A 23,649-nucleotide genomic window follows, 5' to 3' on the forward strand; every position below is an offset into this window, starting at 1 on the left:
CCGGCGGCACACGCCGCGCTGCCAGCGCCCATGACCACGCCGCCCACGCCAGAACAACAAACCACCGCCCCACCCTCCCTCGGCACGCTGCGCGAGCGCTACGGCCCGCGCTACCGCTGGTACCTGCTGCTGACGGTGATGGTCGGCGTGATGGCATCGATCATGTCGTCGACCATCGTCAACGTGGCGATCCCCGGCATGAGCCACCATTTCGCGCTGGGCCAGGAGCGCGCGCAATGGGTGAGCTCGGGTTTCATGGTGGCGATGACCGTGTCGATGCTGACCACGCCCTGGCTGCTCGCGCGCTACGGCTACCGGCGCACCTACGCGGGCACGATGGTGCTGCTGCTCGCGGGCGGCATCGCAGGCGGCGTGGCGAACGACTTCTCGCTGGTGCTGCTCGCGCGCGTGGCCGAGGGACTGGCGGCCGGCGTGGTGCAACCGATCCCGGCGATCATCATCCTGCGCGCCTTCGAGCCCCACGAGCAGGGCCGCGCCAGCGGCATCTTCGGCATGGGCGTGGTGCTCGCACCGGCCATCGGCCCGAGCATCGGCGGCGTGCTGGTCGACCTGTTCGGCTGGCGCTCGATCTTCTTCATGGTGGTGCCGTTCTGCCTGGCCTCGCTCTGGCTGGCCTACAAGTTCGTGCCCACCACCGGGCCCGGCGGGGTGGCCGCCACGCGCGGCAGCGGGCTCGACTGGCGCGGGCTGACGCTCGGCACGCTGGGCACGCTGTGCCTGCTCAACGGCCTGGTCGAACTGCGCGGCGACTCGCCGCTGCAGGCCTTGCTGCTGCTCGCGGGCGCGGCTGCTTCGTTCGCGGCCTTCGTCTGGTGGCAGCGCCGGTTCGCCGCCTCGGGCGGCACGCCGCTGATGAACCTCGAACTGTTCCGCTACCGCCAGTTCGCCATGGGCAGCGTGGTCGCCTTCATCTATGGCACCGCGCTGTTCGGCTCGACCTACCTGCTGCCGGTGTACATGCAGGTCGGGCTGCAGCTGTCGGCCTCGCACGTGGGCGCCATCCTGCTGCCCGCGGGCTTCGTGCTGGCGCTGACCATCGCCGGCGTGGGCCGGCTGGCCGACCGGCAACCGACCTGGCTGCTCGTGAGCGTGGGCCTGGCGCTGCTGGCGGCCTCGTTCGCGCTGATGCTGGTGCTGCGGCTCGACAGCGCGCTGTGGCTGCTGGTGATCTTCGCGATCATCGGGCGCATCGGGCTCGGCTTCATCCTGCCGTCGCTCAACCTCGGCTCGATGCGCCCGCTCGCGAAGCCGCTGATCCCGCAAGGCGCGAGCGCGATCAACTTCCTGCGCATGCTGGGCGGCGCGGCCGGCGTGAGTCTGTGCGCCATCGTGCTCGAGTGGCGGCTCGCCGCGCATGGCGATTCGCTCGCCAATACCGCCACCAGCGCGGCGCGGCTCGCGGCCTTCGACGAGGTGTTCGCGATGCTGGCCGGGCTGTGCGCGCTGGCCATTTGCGCGGCCTGGCAACTGCGTGAGGGCGCCGCAAGCGACGCGCGCAAGAGCGGGTAAACCCCGGCCGTCATCAGACCGGATTTCGATTTCAATTGTTATCAGTTGTATCAAATTCGAAGACGGGGTTCCATGCATCGCAGAAGTTTCATTGCCGCCGCGTCGGCCGCAGCGGCCGTGGCCGGGTTCGGCCGCGTCGGCAGCGCGTGGGCAGCCGATGGCGTCACCGACTCAGAGATCGTGCTCGGCCACACCGGCATCCTCAGCGGCCCGCTGGGCGCGCCGATCAAGGTGGTGATGGCCGGTGCAGGCCTGGCCTTCGACGCGGCCAATGCGCAGGGCGGCATCGCAGGGCGCAAGTTGCGACTGGTGTCGCTCGACGACGAGCTCTCGCCCGAGAAGGCGGTCGCCAACTACGAAAAGCTGCTTTCGGAGCACCGCGCCTTCGCCTTCTTCGGCTGCGTCGGCTCGGGCACCACGGCCGCGGCCGCGCGCGTGCTGTCGCAAAGCGGCGCGCCGATGATCGCGGGCTATGCGGTGTCCGATTCGGCGCGCGAGAAGGTGTCCGGTTCGGGCTACTTCGTGCGCGCCACCTTCGCGCGCGAGGCGCAGGCGCTGGTGCAGCACCTGACCACCATCGGCGTGACGCGCATCGCCTCGGCCTGCCTCGACAACCCCGGCGGGGCCGAGGTCGCGCGGCTGGTGGAAGCGGCCTTGGCGACGCATCAGCTCAAGCCGGTGGCGGCGGTGGCCGTCAAGGGCGACGGCTCGACCAACGCGGCCATGGGGAAGGCGCTGGCCGAGAGCAAGGCGCAGGCGGTGATCATGTACCTGGGCGGCGCCATCGGCGGCGAGGTGATGAAGAGCGCCTGGGACGCGGGCGGACGCCTGATGTTCTACGGCATGTCGATCGTTCCGGGCGACCTGACGGCCAGGCTGGTCGGCAACAAGGCCAGCGGGCTCGCGATCTCGCAGGTGGTGCCCTATCCGTGGAGCGAGGTCGACACGGTGGCGCGCGACTACCGCCAGCTCGCCGAGCGCGCCAAGGTCGACGTCGGCTACCTGAGCTACGAAGGCTACGTCAACGCGCTGGTGGCGATCGAGGCGCTGCGGCGCGCCGGCCGCGACCTCACGCGCGCCAGGCTGCATGCCGCGCTGAAAGCGATGAAGCTGCGCATCGCGGGCATGGAGATCGACTTCACGGGGGCGAGCAACACCGGTTCGCGCTTCATCGAAATGGTGCGGGTCACGAAGGAGGGCCGCTTTCTGCGCTGAAGGCCAGCGCCGTAGCCGCGGCGCAACCGGCAAAGCCCTTGAGCTCCGCGAGTTCGTCGAGGATCGGGCAGTCCGGGCGCCGGTCGCCGCCGCAGCAATGGGCCAACCGCTCGAGCAAGCGCTTCATCTGCGCGAGCTCCTCGATGCGCTCGCCCAGGGCCTCTGCGCGCGCGAGGGCAACGCGCTTCACATCGACGCTCGCGCGGCGCTCGTCGCGCCAGAGCGCGAGCAATTCCACGACATCGGGGGTCTCGAAGCCGAGCGCCTGCGCCCTGCGCACGAAACGCAGCAGCGGAACCGCGCGCGCCGCCTCGTCGAGCAGCCCCAGCGCTTCGCAGTCGCGCATCAGGCGGTCCGACGCGCCCGAGCGCGCGGCGAGCTGCGCGCGTGTCAGGCCTGTGGTGGCGGCGCCATGCGCCAATGGGTGGTCCATGCAGAACTCCTTTCAAACGGATGACCGCAGTCTTGGGCTTCACACCATCGGAAGGTCAACAGAAGGGACATTGCTTCGTGCCGGCGCGGCGTCGCCCGGGCGAATCGCGGTCTAATCGCCCCCATGTGCCAATTGCTAGGGATGAACTGCAACACGCCGACCGACGTGACCTTCAGCTTCACGGGTTTCGCGCAGCGCGGCGGGCGCACCGACCACCATGCCGACGGCTGGGGCATCGCCTTCTTCGAGGACCGCGGGCTGCGCCATTTCGTCGACCACCTGCCGGCCTGCGAATCGCCCGTGGCCGAGCTGATACGGCGCTACCCGATCCAGAGCCGCAACGTCATTGCCCACATCCGCAAGGCGACGCAGGGCGCGGTCAACCTGCAGAACTGCCATCCGTTCGTGCGAGAGCTCTGGGGCCGCTACTGGGTGTTCGCGCACAACGGCGATCTGAAGGATTTCCGGCCGCGGCTGCACGGCAACTTCCATCCCGTGGGCAGCACCGACAGCGAGCATGCCTTCTGCTGGCTGATGCAGGAACTGGCCAAGTCGCATGCGGGCGTGCCGAGCGTCGAGGAACTCACGCTCACGCTGCGCGAGCTCGCGCCGCAACTCGCGCGGCACGGCACCTTCAACTTCATGCTCTCGAACGGACAGGCGCTCTGGGCCCATGCCTCGACCCACCTGTGGTACGTGGAGCGGCGCCATCCGTTCGTGACCGCGCAGCTCGCCGACGAAGACCTCGAGATCGACTTCGCGCAGCACACGACGCCGACCGACCGCGTGGCGGTGGTGGTAACCGCGCCGCTCACGAACAACGAAGACTGGACACCGTTCGCGCCGGGCGAGCTGCATGTGTTCGTCGACGGGCAGCGCCTCCGCAATTGAAACGTTTTACTGACACATTTTTGCAACAGCACGAGAAAGTCTCGGCAAACCGGTTCAATGGAATAACAATAATGGTTCTCATTAGCGCTCTCCCGGAACCATTCCATGCCTTCTTCCTCCCGCTTCCTGCGCGCCAACCTGCGCCCGACCGCCTCCGCGACGCTGCTCGTGCTGCATGCCCTCGCGGCTTCGGCCCAGACCGCGGCAACGCCTGAACCCGCTGCCGGTACGCCCGGGACCCTGGCCACCGTCACGGTCGAGGCCAGCGCCGATGCGTCGGCCGAAGGCCTGACCAAGCCCTTTGCCGGCGGCCAGGTGGCGCGCGGCGGCCGCGTGGGCATCCTGGGCAACCAGGACATGATGGCGACGCCGTTCTCGAGCACCAGCTACACCGCGGAGCTGATCCAGGACCAGCAGGCGAAGAGCGTGGCCGACGTGCTGCAGAACGACCCGTCGGTGCGCGTGGCGCGCGGCTTCGGCAACTTCCAGGAGCTCTACGTGGTGCGCGGCTTTCCCGTGTACTCGGACGACGTGGCGTACAACGGCCTCTACGGCATGCTGCCGCGCCAGTACATCGCCTCCGAGTTCTTCGAGCGCGTGGAAGTGTTCCGCGGTGCCAACACCTTCCTGAACGGTGCCGCACCGGGCGGCAGCGGCATCGGCGGCGCCATCAACCTGCTGCCCAAGCGCGCGCCCAACGAGCCGCTCACACGCGTCGGCTTCGGCGTGCAGACCGGCGGCCAGGGTTACGTGAACCTCGACCTGGCGCGCCGCTTCGGCCCCGAAGACAGCCTGGGCGTGCGCGTGAACGCCGTGCGCCGCGAGGGGGGCACCGGCGTGTTCAAGGAAAGCCAGCAACTGAGCGCCTTCGGCGTCGGCCTCGACTGGCGCAACCGCAACGTGCGCTTGTCGGCCGACTTCGGCTTCCAGGACTACACACTGCAGGACGGCCGCCCGAGCCTCACGCCGTCCTCGACGCTGCCGATCCCGCGAGCGCCCGACGCCAAGATCAACTTCGCTCAGCCCTGGAGTCACTCGAAGGAAAAGGACAAGTTCGCCACCTTCCGCGGCGAAGTCGACATTACCGACAGCATCACGGCCTGGGCCGCGGGCGGCGTGCGCCGCAGCGACGAAGACAACATCCTGGCCAACCCGACGCTCGCCGACGCGTTCGGCAACACCAGCGGCACGCGCTTCAGCAATACCCGCAAGGACCGCATCGGCACCGCCGAGATCGGCGTGCGCGGCACCTTCGCCACCGGCCCCGTCAAACACACCGTGGTGGCATCGGCCGCCACGTACAGCAACGACCGCGACAACGCCTACACGATCTCGCGCGACAGGCTCTACAACAACATCTACATGCCGTACGCGTCGCCGTATCCGCTGGCGAACAGCTTTACCGGCAACACGCTCGAAGACCCGCGCCTGACGGACCAGATCGAGACCTCGAGCATTGCGGTCGCCGACACCATGTCCTTCATGGACGACCGCCTGCTGGTCACGCTCGGCGCGCGCCGCCAGACCATCAAGCAGACCAGCTTCGCCTACAACACGATCAAGGAAACGAGCGCCTACGACAAGAGCAAGACCACGCCCGTGGCCGGCGTCGTGTTCAAGATCACGCCGACGGTGTCGGCCTACGCCAACTACATCGAAGGCCTCGTCAAGGGCAACGTGGCGCCCGGCACGGTGAACAGCCGGCCGGTCACCAACGCTGGCGAGGTGTTCGCGCCGTACCAGGCCAAGCAGAAGGAAATCGGCATCAAGTACGACGGCGGCACGCTCGGCGCGAGCGCGGCATTCTTCACCACCGACCAGCCGACCTACCAATACGAGGGCCAGACCTACGGCCTCTACGGCAAGCAGCGCAACCAGGGCCTCGAGTTCTCGGTGTTCGGCCAGCCGGCCAAGGGCCTGCGCCTGCTTGGCGGCCTGACACTGATCGATGCCAAGCAGAAAAACACGCAAGGCGGCGCCACCGACGGCCGCACCGCCATCGGCGTGGCCAAGCAGCAGGCCAACATCGGCGCCGAATGGGACGTGCCGGGCGTGCGCAGCCTGTCGCTGAATGCGCGCCTGCTCTACACCTCCAAGCAGTACGCCAACGCCGCCAACACGCAGCAGATCCCGGGCTGGACCCGCTTCGACGTCGGTGCGCGCTACCTGGTCGATCTCGGCAACGGGCGCCTGCTCACGCTGCGCGCGCGCATCGACAACCTGTTCAACAAGTCGTACTGGGCATCGGTGGGCGGCACGCAAGGCTCCAACTACCTGGTGCTCGGCGCGCCGCGCACCTTCGCCGTCAGCGGCACCATCGACTTCTGATGCGCACGTTCTGGACCGCAGTGCACCGCTTCGCGGGACTCGCGGTCGCGCTCTTCCTCATCGTCTCGGGCCTGACGGGCGCCGTGATCTCGTGGGACCACGAGATCGACGGCTGGCTCAACCGCAAACTCTACGACACCGCCGCGCGCGGCCCGTTCAAGGACCCGTTCGACCTCGCGGCCGCGGTCGAGGCGCACGATCCGCGCGTGCGCGTCGCGTACCTTCCGCTCGGCTTCGAGGAAGGCCACGCGGCCGGCTACTTCGTGCAGCCGCGCACCGACCCGGCCACAGGCAAGCCCTACCCGCTCGACTACAACCGCGTGTACGTCGACCCGGTGACGGCCGAGATCCGCGGCAGGCGCGACTCGACCGCGATCTCGCTCAGTCCCGAGACGCTGATGCCCTTCCTGCGCAAGCTGCACTACACGCTGCATGTGCCGGCCGTCTGGGGCACCGACCGGCTCGGCCACTGGATCATGGGCACGGTGGCGCTGGTGTGGCTGCTCGACAGCTTCGTGGCGCTTTACCTCACGACGCCCCGGCGCCAGCGCCTGCCCGCGCATCCGTCGCACCGCGCGGCAGGCGAATGGTGGCAGCGCTGGAAGCCGGCCTGGGCGGTGCGCTGGGCGGCCGGCGGCTACAAGCTCAACTTCGACCTGCACCGCGCGGGGGGGCTCTGGATGTGGGTGCTGATCATCATCATCGCCTTCACCTCGTTCTCGTTGAATCTCTACAAGGAGATCTTCCACCCGATGCTGTCGCTGGTGTCGAAGACCACGCCCGGACCGTCATCCCTGGTGCCGCTGGCGCCGCTGGGCGCGCGCATCGAGCCCACGATCGGCTTTCGCCAGATCGTCGCCGATGCCGAGGCCGAAGCGCGCCGGCGCGGCTGGACCGCGCCGCTCGGCGGCGTGTTCTACAACCAGCGCGGCGGCTTCTACAACGTGTCTTTCTTCGACCACGCCTCGCACGACGACAGCGACGGCATGGGCCTGTCGAACCTCTACCTCGACGGCCGCGACGGCCACGTGATCAGCCACAACCGGCCCTGGCACGGCACCGCCGCCGACGTGTTCGCGCAACTGCAGCTGCCGCTGCACGGCGGCCGCATCCTTGGCATGCCGGGGCGCATCCTGATGTCGCTGATGGGGCTGGCGGTGGCGGGCCTGTCGGTCACGGGGATCGTGATCTGGTGGCGCAAGCGGCGCGCGAGGCTGGTGCAGGCCAGGCGCCAGCGCGAGACGGACGTGCAGGCCGGGGCCGCCTTCGCGCCGCGCTGAAGGCGGACGCGGAAGAACTCAGCGACTCAGCGTGCGGCGGTCAGGTGCGCCTCAAGCGCATCGATGAACATCTTCGGCACGTCGAAGCCCGTCTGCTCCGTGATCTCCTGGAAGCAGGTCGGGCTGGTCACGTTGATCTCGGTGATCGAATCGCCGATCACGTCAAGCCCGATCAGGAGCAGCCCGCGCGGCGCGAGGGCGCGGCCCACGGCTTCTGCGATCTCGCGGTTGCGCGGCGTGAGCGGCTCGGCCACGCCCTTGCCGCCGGCCGCGAGGTTGCCGCGCACCTCGGTGCCCTGCGGAATGCGCGCCAGCACGAAAGGCGCGGGCTCGCCGGCGATGATGAGGATGCGCTTGTCGCCCTGCGACACCTCGGGCACGAAGCGCTGCACCATGATGGTTTCGGCACCGTCCTTGTTGAGCGTTTCGACGATGGAGCCGAGGTTCAGCGCGTCCTGCTTCACACGGAAGATGCCCATGCCGCCCATGCCGTCGAGCGGCTTCAGGATGATGTCGCCATGTTCGGCATGGAAGTCGCGCACCGCCTGTGCGCTGCGCGTGACCAGCGTGGGTGTGGTGAACTGCGGAAACTCCATGATCGCGAGTTTCTCGGGATGATCGCGCAGCGCCCGCGGCTTGTTGACCACGCGCGCGCCCTCGCGCTCGGCCTGCTCGAGCAAGTGGGTCGCGTAGATGTACTCGGCGTCGAACGGCGGGTCCTTGCGCATCAGCACCGCGTCGAAATCGGCCAGCGCCTTCGATTCGACGATGTCGACCTTCCACCAGTCCCCGGGATCACCGGTCAGCGTGATCTGCTGCACCGTGGCCGTCACCTTGCCGCCCGACACCCACTGCAGGTCCTGCGGCAGGCAGGCCGCGATGCGCCAGCCGCGGCGCTGCGCCTCGCGCATCATCGAGAACGTGGTGTCCTTGTAGATCTTGAAGTGGTCGAGCGGGTCGGCGACGAAGAGGATGTTCTTGTTCATCAGGGAGTCTTTCGGCCGCCCGGTGGCGGCGCCATGTTGCTGCTGTCCGGCGCCATGTTGCCGGAAGCGGCGATGTCCTTGCCGGCGGAGGCCTTTGCGGCCCGGCGGCCCAGCTCCTGCACGGCGAGCGCCAGCGCACCGGCCACCACGCCCCAGAAGGCCGAGCCGATGCCCGCCAGCGTGACGCCCGAGAGCGTGACCAGGAAGGTGATCAGCGCCGCTTCGCGGTGCGATTCGTCGCGCACCGCGGCCGCGAGCCCGCTGCCGATGGTGCCCAGCAGCGCCAGGCCGGCGATGGCCGCGACCAGCTCCTTGGGAAAGGCGGTCAGCAGCCCGGTGACCGCCGCGCCGAACAGCCCGATCACCACGTAGAGGGCGCCGCAGCTCACGGCCGCCGTATAGCGCCGCGCCGGGTCCTCATGCGCCTCGCGGCCCATGCAGATGGCGGCGGTGATCGCGCTCAGGTTCAGCGCGAAGGCGCCGAAGGGCGCGAGCACCAGCGTGGCAACGCCGCCGATGGTGATGAGCTTGCTGACCGGCAGCTCGCCATAGCCGGCGGCGCGGATGGCCGCCACGCCGGGCAGGTTCTGCGAGGCCATGGTGACGACGAACAGCGGCAGCGCCAGGCTGACGATCGCCTGCCAGGTGAAGGCCGGCATCGTGAACACCGGCCAGGTGAGCGAGAACTGCACCGCCGACCAGGCCAGCTCGCCGCGCGCGGCGGCGAAGGCGATCGCCACCAGCAGCGTCAGCGGCACCGCATAGCGCGGCAGCATGCGCCGGGCCAGCAGATAGGTGCCGAGCATCAGCAGCACCAGCGGCAGCGCCGTCTGCGCAGCCGTGAAGGCCGCGAGGCCGAAGCGCGTCAGCACGCCCGCGAGCAGCGCGGAGGCGATGGCCATTGGAATGCGGTTCATCACGCGCTCGAACCAGCCGGTGGCGCCCGCCAGCACCATCAGCACCGCGCAGACGATGAAGGCGCCGACCGCCTCGTTCATGCTGTAGCCCGCGCCTGCCACCGCGAGCACGGCCGCGCCCGGCGTGCTCCAGGCGATCATCACCGGCTTCTTCCACCAGAGCGAGGGCAGCGCCGAGGCCAGGCCCATGCCGATGCCGAGCGCCCACATCCACGAGGCGGCGATCTCCGGCGTGGCACCGAAGGCCTGCGCAGCCTGGAACACGATGGCCACCGAGCTCGTGAAACCCACGAGCACCGCGACGAAGCCCGCGGTGAAGGCCGAGAGGCTCAGATCCTTGAAAAACGACATCGCGCGATTGTGCCGGCTGGCCGGCGCCACCGCTCGCGGCGGCAGACCGTGCCTTCAGCCCGCGCCCAGGTAGGCCCGCGCCAGCGCGCCGTCGGCCGCGATCTCAGCGGCGCTGCCTTCGGCCACGATGCGGCCGCCCTCGATCACATAGGCGCGGTCGCACAGCGCCAGCGCGAGCGCGGCCATCTGGTCGACCAGCACCACCGTCAGGCCCTCGGCGCGCAGCGTGTCGAGCGCCTCGAACAGCTCGGCGATGATCTTCGGCGCGAGGCCGAGCGAGGGCTCGTCGAGCAGCAGCACGCGCGGCTTCGACATCAGCCCGCGCGCGATGGCCAGCATCTGCTGCTCGCCGCCCGAGAGCAGGCCCGCACGCTGGTGCAGCCGCTCACGCAGCCGCGGAAAGCGCCCGAGCATGGCCTCGGCGCGCGCATCGATGTCGCGGCCGTCGAGAAACGCGCCGAGGCGGATGTTGTCGCGCACGCTGAGCTCGGGAAACACCTGCCGGCCCTCGGGCACCAGCACCAGCCCGCGCGCCACGATGCGCTCGGCCGCGAGGCCGGCCAGCTCGGCGCCGTCGAGGTGGATGCCGCCCTGCACCGGCCGGTGCAGGCCCGCGAGCGAGCGCATCAGCGTCGACTTGCCCGCGCCGTTCGCGCCGAGCAGCGCGACCAGCTCGCCGCGCCGCACGCGCAGGTCGATGCCGTGCAGCACCGGTTCGGCGCCGTAGCCCGCGATGAGGCCGCCGACGCCGAGCAGCTCGGGCGCATCGGCCGAAAGCGGCTTGCGCGGCGCACGCGCGGCCGCCGGTGTTGTTTCGTCGCTGTCCACCAGCGCTTCGCCAAGGTAGGCCTTGCGCACCGCGGGATCGGCCTGCACGGCGGCCACGTCGCCGACCGCGAGCCTTTGGCCGGCATCGAGCACCACGATGTGGTCGGAGATGCCCATGACGAGTTCCATGTCGTGCTCGACCAGCAGCACGCCGATGCCCGCCGCCGCGATGCGCTGCAGCAGTTCGGCCAGCCGCGCCTTGTCCTCGCGCGAGAGGCCGGCCGCGGGCTCGTCGAGCAGCAGCACCTGCGGCGCGGTCGCCAGCGCACGCGCGATCTCGACCAGCCGGCGCTCGACGTGCGCGAGATCGGACGCGCGCCGCTGCGCCGTGCCCGCGCAGCCGCAGAAGGCGAGCAGCCGCCGCGCCTCGGCGCGTGCAGAAGCCGAGCGGAAGCGCCGCGCGCCGAGCAACGGCCCGAGCGTGCCGCGGCCGAGCGCGAGCGCCACGTTGTCTTCCACGCTGAGGCTGCCGAAGAGCTGCGAGGTCTGGTAGGTGCGCGCCACCCCGGCGCGCGCGATGCGGAACGCGCGCCGCCCCTGCAGCGGCACGTCGCCGAGGCGGAATCCGCCACCCGTGGGGCGGTAGAAGCCGCTCAGCATGTTGAGCACGGTCGTCTTGCCCGCGCCGTTGGGCCCGATCAGGCTCGTGATGCCGCCGGGCTGCGTGGCAAAGTCCAGGTCGCCCACGGCGCGCACGCCGCCGAACTGCATCGTGAGGCCCTTGGTGCGGATCGGCGCGCCGGCTGCGCGTGGCGGCAGCTGGCCCGCATCGGACTCGGCCGCCACGGGCGCCTCGGCGCGCCGCGCACCGAAGCGCGCTGCAACGCGCCGCCAGAGCCCGGCCGCACCTTCGGGCGCGGCCCACAGCACCAGCAGCAGCAGCAGGCCGAAGATCAGCAGGCGGTACTCCTCGAATTGCGAGAGCAGTTCCGGCAGCAGGCCCACCACCAGCGCGCCGACCAGCGGCCCCGCCACGGAACCGGCGCCGCCGATCATCACCACCAGCACGAACAGGATCGACTGCCCGAAGCCGAAGGTGTGCGGCGTGACGAAGCCCGAGAGCGGCGCGAACAGCCCGCCTGCCGCGCCAGCGCAGAACGCCGAGATCGCGAATGCCACGGTCTTGATGCGCAGCGGATCGAGGCCGATGGACTCGGCCGCGGTGTCGCTGTCGCGCACCGCGCGCATCGCCGCGCCCCAGCCGCCGCGCGAGAGCATCGCAAAGCCCGCGAGCGCCACGCCGGCCGTGAGCACTGCGAGCATTGCCGCCGCGCGCTCGCCCTGCGCAAGGGAGCCGAGCACCGGGGCGGCGATGCCCATGATGCCGTTCTGGCCGCCCGTGAGGTCGCGCGCCTCGACGATCGCATGCTCGACGATGAAGCCGAACGCGATGGTGATCATCGCGAGGTAGGGCCCCCGGGCGCGCAGCGCCGGCAGCGCGAGCAGCGCACCCATGGCGCCGGCGAGCAGCGCGCCCGCAGGCCAGGCGGCCCAGAAGCTCCAGCCGGCCTTGCCCGTGAGGATGGCGACCGCGTAGGCGCCGATGGCATAGAAGCCCACATGGCCGAACGACATCTGCCCCGTGAGCCCCAGCAGCACATTGAGGCCGACACCGACGATCGCGAACAGCGCGACATTGGCGAGCACGAAGACGTAGTAGCCGTTGACGGTGGCCGCGAGCGCCACGCCCACGGCCATCAGCGCCACCAAACCGGCGAGCGAAGGCCAGCGCGTGCGTGAGTCCATGGCGCTCATACCTTCTTCACCGCCGCGCGGCCGAACAGGCCCTGAGGCCGCAGCGCGAGCACCGCGATCACCAGCGCGAAGGTCAGGATCTGCGTGTAGCCCGAGCCGAGCGTGGCGGTGATCAGCGCCTCGGCCAGGCCGAACAGCAGGCCCGCGCCCATCACGCCCCAGGCGCTGGTGATGCCGCCGAGGATCGCCACCGCGAAGGCCTTGAGGCCGAACAGCGTGCCCATGTCGGCCTGCACGTTGTAGAGCGGCGCAATGAGCACGCCCGCCGTGCCCGCGAGCACGGCCGAAAGTGCGAAGGCCGCGGCCACCGCGCGCCGGATCGGAATGCCCATGAGCCGCGCGGCCGCGGGATTCTGCACCACCGCGAGCATGCCGATGCCCCAGCGCGTGCGCCGTGCCACCAGGTGCAGCAGCGCCGCCAGCGCAAGGCCCGCGAGCGGGATCAGCAACTGCAGCGGGTACACGCCCAGCCCCACCTCACCGACCTGCAGCGGCGTGACGGCCAGCGACGAGGGCAGGCTGCGCGGCTCCTTGCCGAAGGTGAACATCACGAGGTTGTCGACCACCATGCCGAGCGCGACCGTGGCCATCAGCCAGGCCTCGGAACCGCGGCTCGCGAAAGGCCGCACGGCCGCGAACTCGACCACCAGGCCGTAGGCGCCGCACAGCACGAGCGCCAGCAGCACCGCGAGCGGCATCGGCCAGCCCAGCGTCTGCGCGAACCAGAAGGTGAAGACGGCGCCGAGCATCATCGCGCTGCCCTGCGCGAAGTTGACGGTGCCCGAGACGGCATAGGTGACGTGGAAGCCGAGGGCGATGAGCCCGTACATGCTCCCGAGCCCCAGCCCGCTGATCCATGCGGACAGCAGCATCATTTGGCCGCGGCCATGGCCACGGGCAGGATGCGGTTGTCGATGAACTGGGCCCAGACGTAGTCGTTCGCGGTCACCGCGTCATGCACGCCGGGCGAGAAGGGCTTGTCGTAGGTCTTGATGAGGCCTTCGTACCTGCCGATCTTGTAGAAGCCCTGGCGCACCGCGTCGCCGTCGGTCGAGCCCGCGGCCGCGATGGCCAGCGCGGCGAGCTGCATGCCGTCGTAGGCATTGGCCACGCCCACGGCCGGCGTGATGTCGTCGGGGCCCTTGATGGCCGGGTATTTGGCCTTGAGCGCCGCGATCACCCGCTCGCCCACCGGCGACTGCTTGCCGAAGAAGCTGTAGGTCTGCACGAAGTGCACGTTCTTGCCGTTCGGGCCGGCCAGTTCGGTGAAACGGCCGCCGGCCGGTCCCCAGTGCGAGACGATCGGCACCTGCCAGCCCATGCGGTCGAGCGACTTGACCACCTGCGCCGACGGGCCGACATTGCCCACCATGAAGAGCGTGTCGGCGCCCGCGGCCTTGAGCCGCGTGAGCTGCGGCACCACGTCGACGTCGTTGCCGTCGAACTTCTCCACACCCACGGCCTTCAGCCCCTTGGCCGCGAGCGCGGCATGCAGGCCCTTCTCGTTCGATTCGCCCCAGGGGTTGTTGACGAGGATCATGCCGAACTTGCCGCTCTTGAAGCTCTTCTGCGCGTAGTCGAGCATGCCCACGTTGACGATCTCGTCGACCGCCGAGACACGGAAGGCGAAGTTGGGATTGGCGCCGTTCTTGGTGATCGGCGTGCCCGCGGCCCACGGCCCCATGAACGGCGTCTTCTCCTGGTTGGCGATCGGCACGATGGCCATCGACACTGGCGTGTCGAGCCCGCCGAACAGCACCGCCACCTTCTCCTTGAAGATCAGCTCGCGCGCAGCCACCACGCCCTTGGCAGGATTGGCCTCGTCGTCGCGGCGCACCAGCTCGAGCTTGCGTCCGCCGAGCAGGCCGCCCTTGGCGTTGATCTCGTCGATGGCGACCGTGAGGCCGCGGCTGATGGCTTCACCGGCCAGCGCCGACTGGCCCGAGAGCGCGGTGACGAGGCCGATCTTGATCGGCTCGGCGGCGAGAACCGAGCCCGCGGCGAGGCAGGCGGCGGCTGCAATGCAGAGCGTGCGGCGGCGAAGAACTGGAAGGCGAACAGCGGTGCGGGTCATGGCGGACTCCTGGGTCGAAGAGGACAACAACAAACGGGGCGGCACCCAACAAGGTGCATCGGGCATCCGCCGAAGCGGCTGGCTCGTTCCGGATGCAAGCGCCATGCCAAGTCGACACTTTCATTTCGAAATTGTCGACAATCTCTTAGAGTTCACGTTGACAATTCGGCACGAGATTTGCTGTGCATGACGCACGCACCTTTGCCATGCACCGCCTTGGCCCCCAACAGATGGAGAACCCATGGACACCCCCACATCGACCGCCCCTTCGCCCACGCATGCCGACCCGGCCGCCGTGGTCGACGAGTTCCTTCGCCTGGTGATGATTCCCGACCCCGCTGCGGCGTCGCACTACACCGCCCCCGGCATCCGCATCCGCTTCACGGGCAACCGCCCGATGCATGCGCCCGGCGACACCTCGGCCTTCAATGCGAAGCGCTACGCCTGGGTCAAGAAGAAGATCGAGCGCACCGAAACGGTGGCCGGCGGTACGCCCGAGGAGACCGTGGTCTACAGCCTCGGCACACTCTACGGCGCCTGGCCCGATGGCACGGCCTTCGAGGGCAACCGCTATGTCGACCGCTACGTGGTGCGCCACGGGCTGATCGTGCAGATGGACGTGTGGAACGACAGCGCCGAATGGCTGCTCGTGCGCGCCGGCCTCGCGGTGCTGTGAGGCCGGGCGCATGACGGCCCGCTGGCCCGAGCTGCTGCCCTCGCACGGCCGCTTCGACTACTGCCCGATCACGCGCCGGCCCGATTACGCCTGGCCCAACGGCGCGCGGCTGGCGGTGTACCTGGGCTTCAACATCGAGCACTTCGCATTCGGCGACGGGCTCGGCGCCTGCATCGGCCCGGCCTCGCCGCAGCCCGACGTGCTGAACCACGGCTGGCGCGAGTACGGCAACCGCGTGGGTGCCTGGCGCTGCCTCGAGCTCTTCGACGCGCTCGGGCTTCCGACGGGCGCGCTGGTCAACACCGCGCTCTACGACCACTGCCCTGAACTGGTGCAGGCAGTGGTGGCGCGCGGCGACGAACTCATCGGCCACGGCCACAGCAATGCCGAGCGCCAGGGCGCGCTCGACGAGGTGCACGAACGCGCGCTGCTGGTGCGCTGCCGCGACCGCATGCTGCGCGAGAGCGGGCAGGCGCCCGCGGGATGGCTGTCGCCGTGGATCTCTGAAAGCGCGGTCACGCCCGACCTGCTCGCGGAGTCCGGCTACGGCTATACGCTCAACTGGTGCCATGACGACCAGCCGGTGCGCATGCGCACGCGCTCGGGCGCCGCGATCTGGTCGGTGCCGTATCCGCAGGAGCTCAACGACATTCCGATGATCGTGGGCCGGCTGATGGACGCGAAGGACTTCGCCGCCATGGTGATCGACAACTTCGACGAGATGCGCGAGCAGTCGCGCGCGCAGCCGCTGGTGATGGGCCTCGCGCTGCATCCGTACATCGTCGGCCAGCCCTACCGGCTGCGCCACCTGCGCACCGCGCTCGCGCACCTCGCGCGGGCGCGCGACCGCGGCGAGGTCTGGTTCACCACGCCGGGCGAGATCGCCGCGCACATGCAGCGGCTGGCGGCCGAGCGGCCCGGCGAGTTCGGTGCCTGACGATGCGCGGCACTCGATAATCGGCGCGTTCTCGTCCACGCCCCGACCGCACCTCCTCCCGCTCATGGCCCGCACCCCCGCCTCGAAGAAGCCCACCGCTGCACGTCCGCCGCCCGACGACGCTGACGTCGAGGAACGCATCTACCGCTCGGTGTTCGAGGGCGTGACGCACCAGCGCCTCGCGCCCGGCACCAAGCTGCCCGAGGCGTCGCTGTGCGCGTTGTTCGGCGTGAGCCGGGCGATGGTGCGCAAGGTGCTGCAACGGCTGGCCCACGACCACATCGTGGAGCTGCGGCCGAACCGCGGCGCGATCGTGGCAATGCCCTCGCCCGAGGAGACGCGGCAGATCTTCGAGGCCCGCCGCGCGCTCGAGGCCGCGCTGGTGCGCATGGCGGTGCGCAACGCCACGCGCACCGAGATCGCCGAGCTGCGGCGACACCTGAAGGAAGAACATGCGGCGATGCACCGCTACACGCAGCCCGAATGGGCGCGTCTCGCGAGCTCGTTCCACCTGCGCGTGGCACGGCTCGCGCGCAACCCGATCCTGGAGCGCTACCTGAGCGAGCTCATGTCGCGCTGCTCGCTGATCGTGGCGCTCTACGAGCCGCCCGGCAATGCCGCCTGCGAGCACGACGAGCATGCGGAACTGGTCGACGCGATCGCGCGCGGCGACGCAGACGAGGCCGTGCGTTTGATGGAAGCGCACCTGCTGGTGCTCGAACGCAACATCGCGCTCGACCGGCCGGCTGCAGCACGCAGCCTGGGACAGATGCTGGGCCTGGGCTGAGGCCTCCGTGACTCAGTCTTCCATGTCGCTGCGCACCACTGGCAGCACTTGAAACGCCACAGGTTCAGCCCAGTGCACCCGCGGAACCGGCTTCGCCGGGCCGCCGGGTGCGCCCCCCAGTGGGGGGAGGCGCCGCAGGCGCTTCGGGGGGCGTCTCAGATCTCGATCTTGGAGCCCAACTCCACCACGGCATTGTTCGGCAGCCCGAGGAAGGCCGCCGCGCCGCTCGCGTTGTGGTGCATCGTCGCGAACAGCTTCTCGCGCCAGGGCGCCATGCCGCTGGCGAGCGTGGGAATGACCACGTCGCGCGAGAGAAAGTAGCTCGTCGACATGGGCTCGAGCTGGCAGCCGCGCAGGCGGGCGTTGTCGAGTGCGCGCGGCAGGTCGACGTCGTTCTTGAAGCCGTAGTGCACGATGACCTGCCAGCAATGGTGGCCGAGCGCCTCGATCTCGATGCGCTTGTCCATCGGTATCCATGGCACCTCGTGGTTGCGCACCGTGACGAACAGGTTCTGCTCGTGCAGCACCTTGTTGTGCTTGAGGTTGTGCAGCAGCGCATTGGGCACCACGCCAGGTTCGGCCGTGAGGAACACCGCGGTGCCCTCCACGCGCGCGGGTGGGCTCACGAACACGGAGTCGAGAAACTCCTTCAGCGCGATCGCATCGGCGCGCTGCACCTCGCCCATGAGGCGGCGGCCCTCCTTCCAGGTGATCATCAGCGTGAACACCGCGCCACCGATGACGAGCGGAAACCAGCCGCCTTCGAACAGCTTGAGCAGGTTCGAGGCAAAGAACATGAAGTCGACCGCGAAGAAGACCGCGGTCGAGGCAATGCACACCGCCAGCGGCAGCTTCCACGCGTAGCGGATCACGAAGAAGGTCAGCACCGTGGTGATCAGCATGTCGGTGGTCACCGCGATGCCGTAGGCCGCGGCCAGGCTGCTCGACGAACGGAACATCAGCACCGCCAGCACGATGGCCGCGAACAGGCCCCAGTTGACGATCGGGATGTAGATCTGGCCCGCGGCGCGCACGCTGGTGTGCTCGATGTTCATGCGCGGGAGATAGCCGAGCTGGATCACCTGGCGCGTGACGCTGAAGGCGCCGGTGATGAGCGCCTGCGATGCGATCACCGTGGCCAGGGTGGCCAGCAGCACCAGCGGGATCAGCGCCCATTCGGGTGCCATCATGAAGAACGGATTCTTCACCGCCTCGGGGTTCTCGAGCAGCAGCGCGCCCTGGCCGAAGTAGTTGAGCGTGAGCGCGGGCATCACCACCGTGAACCACGCCACGCGGATCGGCCGCTTGCCGAAGTGGCCGAGGTCGGCATAGAGCGCCTCGGCGCCGGTCACGCAGAGCACCGTGGCGCCCAGCAGGATGAAGCTCGTGCCCGGGTTGTCCCAGATGAACTTCATCGCATACCAGGGGCTGATCGCCTTGAGGATCTCGGGGTGCTGCACGATCTGCGTGACGCCGAGCACCGCGATGGCCGCGAACCAGGTCAGCGTGATCGGGCCGAAGAACTTGCCGATGCCCGCGGTGCCGCGCTTCTGCACCACGAACAGGCCGAACAGCACCACCAGCGTGATCGGCAGCACGTAGTGCTTGAAGTGCGGCGACACGACCTCGAGGCCCTCGACCGCCGACAGCACCGAGATGGCCGGCGTGATGACGCCGTCGCCATAGAAGAGCGAGGTGCCGAAGATGCCCACCAGCAGCAGCACGTTGCGCAGCCGCGGCTTGTCGGCCACGGCGCGCGAGGCCAGCGCCAGCATCGCCACGAGGCCGCCCTCGCCTTCGTTGTCGGCCCGCAGCACCAGCACCACGTACTTGATCGACACGATGACGGTGAGCGTCCAGAAGAACATCGACAGGATGCCGTAGACGTTCTCGATCGTGAACGGCAGGTGCCCGTGGTTGAACACCTCCTTGACGGCATACAGGACGCTGGTGCCGATGTCGCCGTAGACGACACCGATGGTGCCGATGATCAGGGCAGCGGCGGAAGAGGCTTTGGGTGGGGACACGAAGTCGGTGGAAAAAGGACGAACCGCGCGCGTGCAACCAAGTCACACATGCAAGGATGCGCCCGTCGCGGCCCTGCGGCCGCCGCGCACATCCCCCCGCCCTCTTGTTTCCTTTTGCTGTGAGGCCGCTATTTTGCCGCTGCCCGCCGCCGCCGCAAGCCGCCCCCGAAAATCATTATTCGTAGACTTCGGCGTCCGGGTCGGTGGCTTCCAGCTCGTAGCTCGCGGCCACCATGGCCAGGCGGCCGACCACGCCGTACATGTAGAAGCGGTTCGGCGCGCTCGCGCCGGGCTTGGCGCCGGGCTGCGGCAGGTGCGCGCTGTCGGAGAACGCCAGCGGCACGAAATTGGCGCCCGGCAGCTTGAGGTTCTCGTCGGGGTTGCGCTCGGCATGCACGCGGTAGAAGCCGCCGACCACGTAGCGGTCCATCATGTAGACCACGGGCTCGGCCACGCCGTTGTGTACCCGTTCGTTGGTCAGCACGCCTTCCTGCACGATCACTTCGCCGGGGCCGCGCAGCGCCCGGGCCGCGGCCCCCGCGCGCGTGGTGGCCGCTGCCGCGCGCGGCTTCGTGGCGCCCACCAGGGCTTCGACCTCGCGCGCATCGCGCACCGTGATCACGCCGGGCCCGTCACCGCCGACATGGCCCTTGACGATCACGAAGGGCTTCTCGTTGATGCCGTATTCCTTGTATTTGCGGCGCACCTTGGTGAGCACCGCGTCGACGTGGCTCGTGAGCACGTCGATGCCGCGGCCTTCGGCGAAGTCGACGCCCTCGGCGCGGGCGTAGATCGGGTTGATGAGCCAGGGATCGATGCCGAGCAGCTTGCCGAAGCGCTTCGAGAGCTCTTCGTAGCTGTGCAGGTGGTTGCTCTTGCGGCGCACCGACCAGCCCGCATGCAGCGGCGGCAGCAGGTACTGCTCGTGCAGGTCCTCGAGGATGCCCGGCGTGCCCGCCGAGAGCTCGTTGTTGAGCAGGATGGTGCACGGGTCGAAGTTCTTCAGGCCCAGCCGGCGCTTGGTGCGCACCACGGGCTCGAGGCACACCGTCTCGCCGTTGGGCAGCTCGATCTTCTTGGGCGACTTGATGGCCGGATCGATCGAGCCGACGCGCACGTTGAGTCCCGCCATGTGGAAGATGCGCACCAGCTGCGCCACGTTGGCCAGATAGAAGGTGTTCTTCGAATGGTTCTCGGGAATGACGAGCAGGTTGCGCGCCTCGGGACAGATCTTCTCGATCGCCGCCTGGGCCGCCTGCACCGCGAGCGGGAGCATCTCCTTGGTGAGATTGTTCCAGCCGCCCGGGAACAGGTTAGTGTCGACCGGCGCGAGCTTGAAGCCGGCATTGCGGATGTCGACCGAGCTGTAGAACGGCGGCGTGTGCTCCATCCATTCGAGGCGGAACCAGCGCTCGATCGCGGGCGTCGAGTCGAGCACCCGCTGCTCCAGTTCGTTGATCGGGCCGGTCAGGGCGGTGACGAGATGCGGAACCATGCGGCGGCCTTGTTGGTTTTGTACTTGGAGAGCTAGAGCAGAATTGTAGGATTTGGGGATGGCCGCCCCGATGACAAGACCCGCGAAAGGCCAGGCGGCCGGTGCAGGCCCCCGCCGCCGGCGCCTCAGCCGCGGACTTCGCCCTGCCCGAGCACCACGTACTTGAGCGAAGTCAGCCCCTCGATGCCGACCGGCCCGCGCGCATGGAATTTGTCGGTGCTGATGCCGATCTCGGCGCCGAGGCCGAACTCGAAACCGTCAGCGAAGCGTGTGCTCGCATTGACCATGACGCTCGCCGAATCGACTTCGCGCAGAAAGCGCTGCGCATGCACATGGTCGCGCGTGACGATCGCGTCGGTGTGGTGGCTCGAGTAGCGGTTGATGTGTGCGATCGCCTCGTCGAGGCCCTCGACCACCTTGATGCTGATGACGGCCGCGAGGTATTCCTCCGACCAGTCGGACTCGACCGCATCGACGACCTGCGCGCCGGCGCCGGCCAGCGCCTCGTCCGAGCGCAGGATGCGGGCCGCAGTCGGGTCGCAGCGCATCTCGACGCCCTTGGCCGCGAAGATCGCGGCGATGCGCGGCAGGAAGTCGTCGGCCACCGCGGCCGAGACCAGCAGGCCCTCGGCGGCGTTGCAGGGGCTGTACTTCTGGGTCTTGGCGTTGTCGACGATGCGCAGCGCCATTTCGAACTCGGCCGAATCGTCCACGTAGACATGGCAATTGCCGTCGAGGTGCTTGATGACGGGCACCTTGGCGTCGCGGCTGATGCGCTCGATCAGGCCCTTGCCGCCGCGCGGGATGATCACGTCCACAAACTCGGGCATGGCGATCAACTGGCCCACGGCCTCGCGGTCGGTGGTCTGCACCAATTGCACCGCATCGACCGGCAGGCCGGCCTCCTCGAGCGCGCCGGCCACGAGCAGCGCCAGCGCCTTGTTCGACTCGATCGCCTCCGAGCCGCCGCGCAGGATGGCCGCGTTGCCGCTCTTGATCGCGAGGCTGGCGGCCTCGATGGTCACGTTGGGACGGCTTTCGTAGATCATGCCGAAGACCCCGATCGGCACCCGCATCTGGCCCACGCGAATGCCGCTGGGCTGCTGCTTCATGCCGATGATCTCGCCAATCACGTCGGCCATGCCGGCGAGCTGCTCGCAGCCGAGCGCCACGGTCTCGAGGACCTTGGGCGTGAGCTTGAGCCGGTCGACCATGGGCGCGGGCAAGCCGGCCGCGGTGGCGCGCTCCAGGTCCTTCTGGTTGGCTGCCGCGAGCGCCGGGCCGGCCTCGCGCAGGCGCTTGGCGAGCGCCTTCAGCGCTCTGTTTTTTGTAGCTGCATCCGCACGTGCCATGAGGAATGCGGCAGTTTTGGCCTGCAGCCCGAGGGTCTGCATGTGCTCGCTGACGTTGAAGGCGTTCATGCGCGGCATTTTCCCACGCCAACCCTGCGCGCGGCTGACACGGGCTTTTCCGCGTTGCGGGCTGGCGCCGCTCAGGCCCGCCGCGCTGTGCTGGCGTTGTTGCTGTTGCCGCTGCTGCAGGCGCGGCAGAGCATGAGCGCGAGCCGCTGCAGCGCCTGCCAGCCGCTCGCGGGCCAGTCGGGCTGCTTGAGCCCCTTGCAGATGCCGTCGACCACGTGGGCCGCGCGCAGCAGCCGCGCGAGCATGCGGTCGTCGAGCCGCGGCAGCACGCGCTCGAAGGCCCGTTCCTTCGCGCCCCAGACGCGGTTCTCGCGCAGCGCCATGGGCAGCGGGCGGCCCGCCGCCATCGCATCCTTCACGCGCTTGAGTGCGCGGATGTCCTCGGCCAGCGTGTAGTGCACCAGCACCTCGGCCTCGCCCTCGGCCTGCAGCCCGTCGAGCATGCGCGCCACGCGCTGCGGGTTGCCGGCGAGCACGGCTTCCGAGAGCTTGAAGACGTCGTAGCGCGCCACGTTGTTGACCGCGGCCTCGACCTGCTCCCAGGCCAGCTCGCCCGCGGGGTACAGCAGCGCGAGCTTCTGGATCTCCTGGTGCGCGGCCAGCAGGTTGCCTTCGACGCGATCAGCAAAGAACTGCAGCGTGCGCTGGCCCTCGTCGCCGGGCATTACGCGCTGGCCCTGCAACCCCAGGCGCTGCGCGATCCACTGCGGCAGCGCGGCGCGCTCGACCGGATCGACCTGGATGCTCACGCCGTTGTTCTCGAGCGCCGAGAACCACGCGCCGGTGCGGGTCGCCTTGTCGAGCCGCGGCAGCATCACGAGCGTGAGCGTGCTGTCGTTGCCCTGCGCCGCTTCGGCGAGTTGCTGCAGCGCCGTGCTGCCGTCCTTGCCGGGCTTGCCCGAGGGGATGCGGATCTCGACGATCTGCTTGTCGGCGAACAACGAGAGCGAGCCGCCGGCCGCGAGCACCGCGCTCCAGTCGAAGTGCGCGCCGGCCACGGTGTACGAACTGCGCTCGGTGTAGCCCTGCGTGCGCGCCGCGGCGCGGATCGCGTCGGCCGCCTCCTGGGCCAGCAGCGGCTCGTCGCCGTGGATGGCGTAGAGCGGCTTCAGGCCCTTCTGCAGATGGGCGCCGAGCTGGGCGCTGGCAAGTTGCATGCTGCTGCGGCCGTCTTCAGAGTTGCTTGACCGCCGCGAGCCGGCGCAGCATCTGTTGCGCGATGTCGGACTGCATGTCGCGGTAGAGCAGCTCGGCCTCGCCCTCCTTCGCGAGCGCGTTGGTCTCGTTGAAGCTCAGGTCGCGCGTCTGCGCCACTTCGGTCGGCGGCAGCAGGGCCTTGCCACCTGGCGTGCGCAGCGCGAAGCGCACGCGCAGCTGCAGCTGCAGTTCGCGCAACAGGCCGGCCGAATTGGTCGAGATCACGATCCGGTCGCGGCTCTCGCCGAGCATCTCGAGGATCGCGTCGGCCGTCTGCGCCTCGGCGGGAGGCACCAGCGTCACGGTGCCGGCGGCGCGCAGCTCGCGCCGCAGCCGGTTGATCAGTTCGGAGTTGCCCGAGAGCGACAGGGTCTTGAAGGCGAACACCGGCGCACGGCGCAGCTCGAAGCCGCAGCCGGCCAGGCCGAGGCCCGCGCTGGCGGCGGCCAGGCCGAGAAGGAAGCCGCGGCGCGGCAGCGAGGCAGTGCGATGGTTCATGCTTCTTTCGTTTTACTCAACGT

General features: G+C 69.3%; 19 protein-coding genes. 8 read left to right on the forward strand and 11 right to left on the reverse strand.

The window, feature by feature from the left end; all coding sequences use genetic code 11:
- Positions 1-30: 30 nt before the first annotated feature.
- Positions 31-1,530, forward strand: coding sequence for an MFS transporter (locus tag AC3A6G_RS20255; RefSeq protein ID WP_487861277.1), 1,500 nt, complete (start codon positions 31-33; stop codon positions 1,528-1,530).
- A gap of 72 nt (positions 1,531-1,602) precedes the next feature.
- Positions 1,603-2,745: an ABC transporter substrate-binding protein gene (locus AC3A6G_RS20260; protein ID WP_487861276.1), complete on the forward strand. Its 1,143-nt coding sequence runs from the start codon at positions 1,603-1,605 to the stop codon at positions 2,743-2,745.
- On the opposite strand, the gene AC3A6G_RS20265 is transcribed toward AC3A6G_RS20260, so the two are convergent.
- Entirely contained in the window at positions 2,717-3,178 is a 462-nt protein-coding gene (locus tag AC3A6G_RS20265) for a MerR family DNA-binding protein (RefSeq protein WP_487861275.1), read from the reverse strand. The genes AC3A6G_RS20260 and AC3A6G_RS20265 overlap by 29 nt on opposite strands.
- A 123-nt stretch (positions 3,179-3,301) precedes the next feature.
- On the opposite strand from AC3A6G_RS20265, the gene AC3A6G_RS20270 reads away from it, so the two are divergent.
- The 3 genes from AC3A6G_RS20270 (at position 3,302) to AC3A6G_RS20280 (ending at position 7,677) form a co-directional block, all read left to right on the forward strand.
- Positions 3,302-4,069 (forward strand): class II glutamine amidotransferase, encoded by a 768-nt coding sequence (locus AC3A6G_RS20270; protein ID WP_487861274.1) that lies wholly within the window; start codon positions 3,302-3,304, stop codon positions 4,067-4,069.
- 105 nt (positions 4,070-4,174) lie between these two features.
- Entirely contained in the window at positions 4,175-6,397 is a 2,223-nt protein-coding gene (locus tag AC3A6G_RS20275; protein ID WP_487861273.1) for a TonB-dependent receptor, read from the forward strand.
- Positions 6,397-7,677, forward strand: a complete 1,281-nt coding sequence (locus AC3A6G_RS20280) for a PepSY-associated TM helix domain-containing protein (protein ID WP_487861272.1) — start codon at positions 6,397-6,399, stop codon at positions 7,675-7,677. The genes AC3A6G_RS20275 and AC3A6G_RS20280 overlap by 1 nt, the downstream gene beginning before the upstream one ends.
- A 26-nt stretch (positions 7,678-7,703) precedes the next feature.
- Here the strand turns inward: AC3A6G_RS20280 and gshB are convergent, their stop codons facing one another.
- The 5 genes from gshB to AC3A6G_RS20305 are packed head-to-tail and all read right to left on the reverse strand — an operon-like array spanning position 7,704 to position 14,588.
- A complete protein-coding gene (gene gshB, locus AC3A6G_RS20285) occupies positions 7,704-8,663 on the reverse strand; it encodes a glutathione synthase (protein WP_487861271.1) in 960 nt (319 codons plus the stop codon).
- Positions 8,663-9,931 (reverse strand): benzoate/H(+) symporter BenE family transporter, encoded by a 1,269-nt coding sequence (locus AC3A6G_RS20290; RefSeq protein ID WP_487861270.1) that lies wholly within the window; start codon positions 9,929-9,931, stop codon positions 8,663-8,665. Before AC3A6G_RS20290 ends, gshB begins: the two co-directional genes overlap by 1 nt.
- Positions 9,932-9,985: 54 nt before the next feature.
- A complete protein-coding gene (locus AC3A6G_RS20295) occupies positions 9,986-12,505 on the reverse strand; it encodes a branched-chain amino acid ABC transporter ATP-binding protein/permease (RefSeq protein ID WP_487861269.1) in 2,520 nt (839 codons plus the stop codon).
- Between the two features lie 5 nt (positions 12,506-12,510).
- On the reverse strand, positions 12,511-13,389 hold the full coding sequence (locus AC3A6G_RS20300) for a branched-chain amino acid ABC transporter permease (protein ID WP_487861268.1): 879 nt from the start codon (positions 13,387-13,389) through the stop codon (positions 12,511-12,513).
- On the reverse strand, positions 13,386-14,588 hold the full coding sequence (locus AC3A6G_RS20305) for an ABC transporter substrate-binding protein (RefSeq protein ID WP_487861267.1): 1,203 nt from the start codon (positions 14,586-14,588) through the stop codon (positions 13,386-13,388). The genes AC3A6G_RS20300 and AC3A6G_RS20305 overlap by 4 nt, the downstream gene beginning before the upstream one ends.
- Positions 14,589-14,829: 241 nt before the next feature.
- Between AC3A6G_RS20305 and AC3A6G_RS20310 the strand changes: the two genes are divergently transcribed.
- The 3 genes from AC3A6G_RS20310 to AC3A6G_RS20320 all read left to right on the forward strand — a co-directional run bounded on the left by AC3A6G_RS20310 (position 14,830) and on the right by AC3A6G_RS20320 (position 16,988).
- The gene (locus AC3A6G_RS20310) at positions 14,830-15,264 is read left to right on the forward strand and encodes a nuclear transport factor 2 family protein (protein ID WP_487861266.1); all 435 of its coding nucleotides are present in this window, start codon (positions 14,830-14,832) and stop codon (positions 15,262-15,264) included.
- Positions 15,265-15,274: 10 nt separating this feature from the next.
- Positions 15,275-16,201 (forward strand): polysaccharide deacetylase family protein, encoded by a 927-nt coding sequence (locus AC3A6G_RS20315; RefSeq protein ID WP_487861265.1) that lies wholly within the window; start codon positions 15,275-15,277, stop codon positions 16,199-16,201.
- Between the two features lie 64 nt (positions 16,202-16,265).
- Positions 16,266-16,988: a GntR family transcriptional regulator gene (locus AC3A6G_RS20320; protein WP_487861264.1), complete on the forward strand. Its 723-nt coding sequence runs from the start codon at positions 16,266-16,268 to the stop codon at positions 16,986-16,988.
- A gap of 155 nt (positions 16,989-17,143) precedes the next feature.
- On the opposite strand, the gene AC3A6G_RS20325 is transcribed toward AC3A6G_RS20320, so the two are convergent.
- The 5 genes from AC3A6G_RS20325 to AC3A6G_RS20345 form a co-directional block, all read right to left on the reverse strand.
- Positions 17,144-19,015 carry a potassium transporter Kup gene (locus AC3A6G_RS20325; RefSeq protein WP_487861263.1) on the reverse strand — a complete coding sequence of 624 codons (1,872 nt, stop codon included), beginning with the start codon at positions 19,013-19,015 and terminating at the stop codon, positions 17,144-17,146.
- 175 nt (positions 19,016-19,190) lie between these two features.
- Positions 19,191-20,510, reverse strand: coding sequence for a glutamate--cysteine ligase (gene gshA / locus AC3A6G_RS20330; RefSeq protein ID WP_487861262.1), 1,320 nt, complete (start codon positions 20,508-20,510; stop codon positions 19,191-19,193).
- A 125-nt stretch (positions 20,511-20,635) separates the two neighbouring features.
- Positions 20,636-21,931 carry a glutamate-5-semialdehyde dehydrogenase gene (locus AC3A6G_RS20335; protein ID WP_487861261.1) on the reverse strand — a complete coding sequence of 432 codons (1,296 nt, stop codon included), beginning with the start codon at positions 21,929-21,931 and terminating at the stop codon, positions 20,636-20,638.
- 71 nt (positions 21,932-22,002) lie between these two features.
- Positions 22,003-23,088: a DNA polymerase III subunit delta gene (holA, locus tag AC3A6G_RS20340; RefSeq protein WP_487861260.1), complete on the reverse strand. Its 1,086-nt coding sequence runs from the start codon at positions 23,086-23,088 to the stop codon at positions 22,003-22,005.
- Positions 23,089-23,104: 16 nt separating this feature from the next.
- Positions 23,105-23,626, reverse strand: coding sequence for an LPS-assembly lipoprotein LptE (locus AC3A6G_RS20345; protein ID WP_487861259.1), 522 nt, complete (start codon positions 23,624-23,626; stop codon positions 23,105-23,107).
- Positions 23,627-23,649: the final 23 nt, after the last annotated feature.

This window comes from Variovorax sp. Soil_C_26 (genome assembly GCF_057657075.1).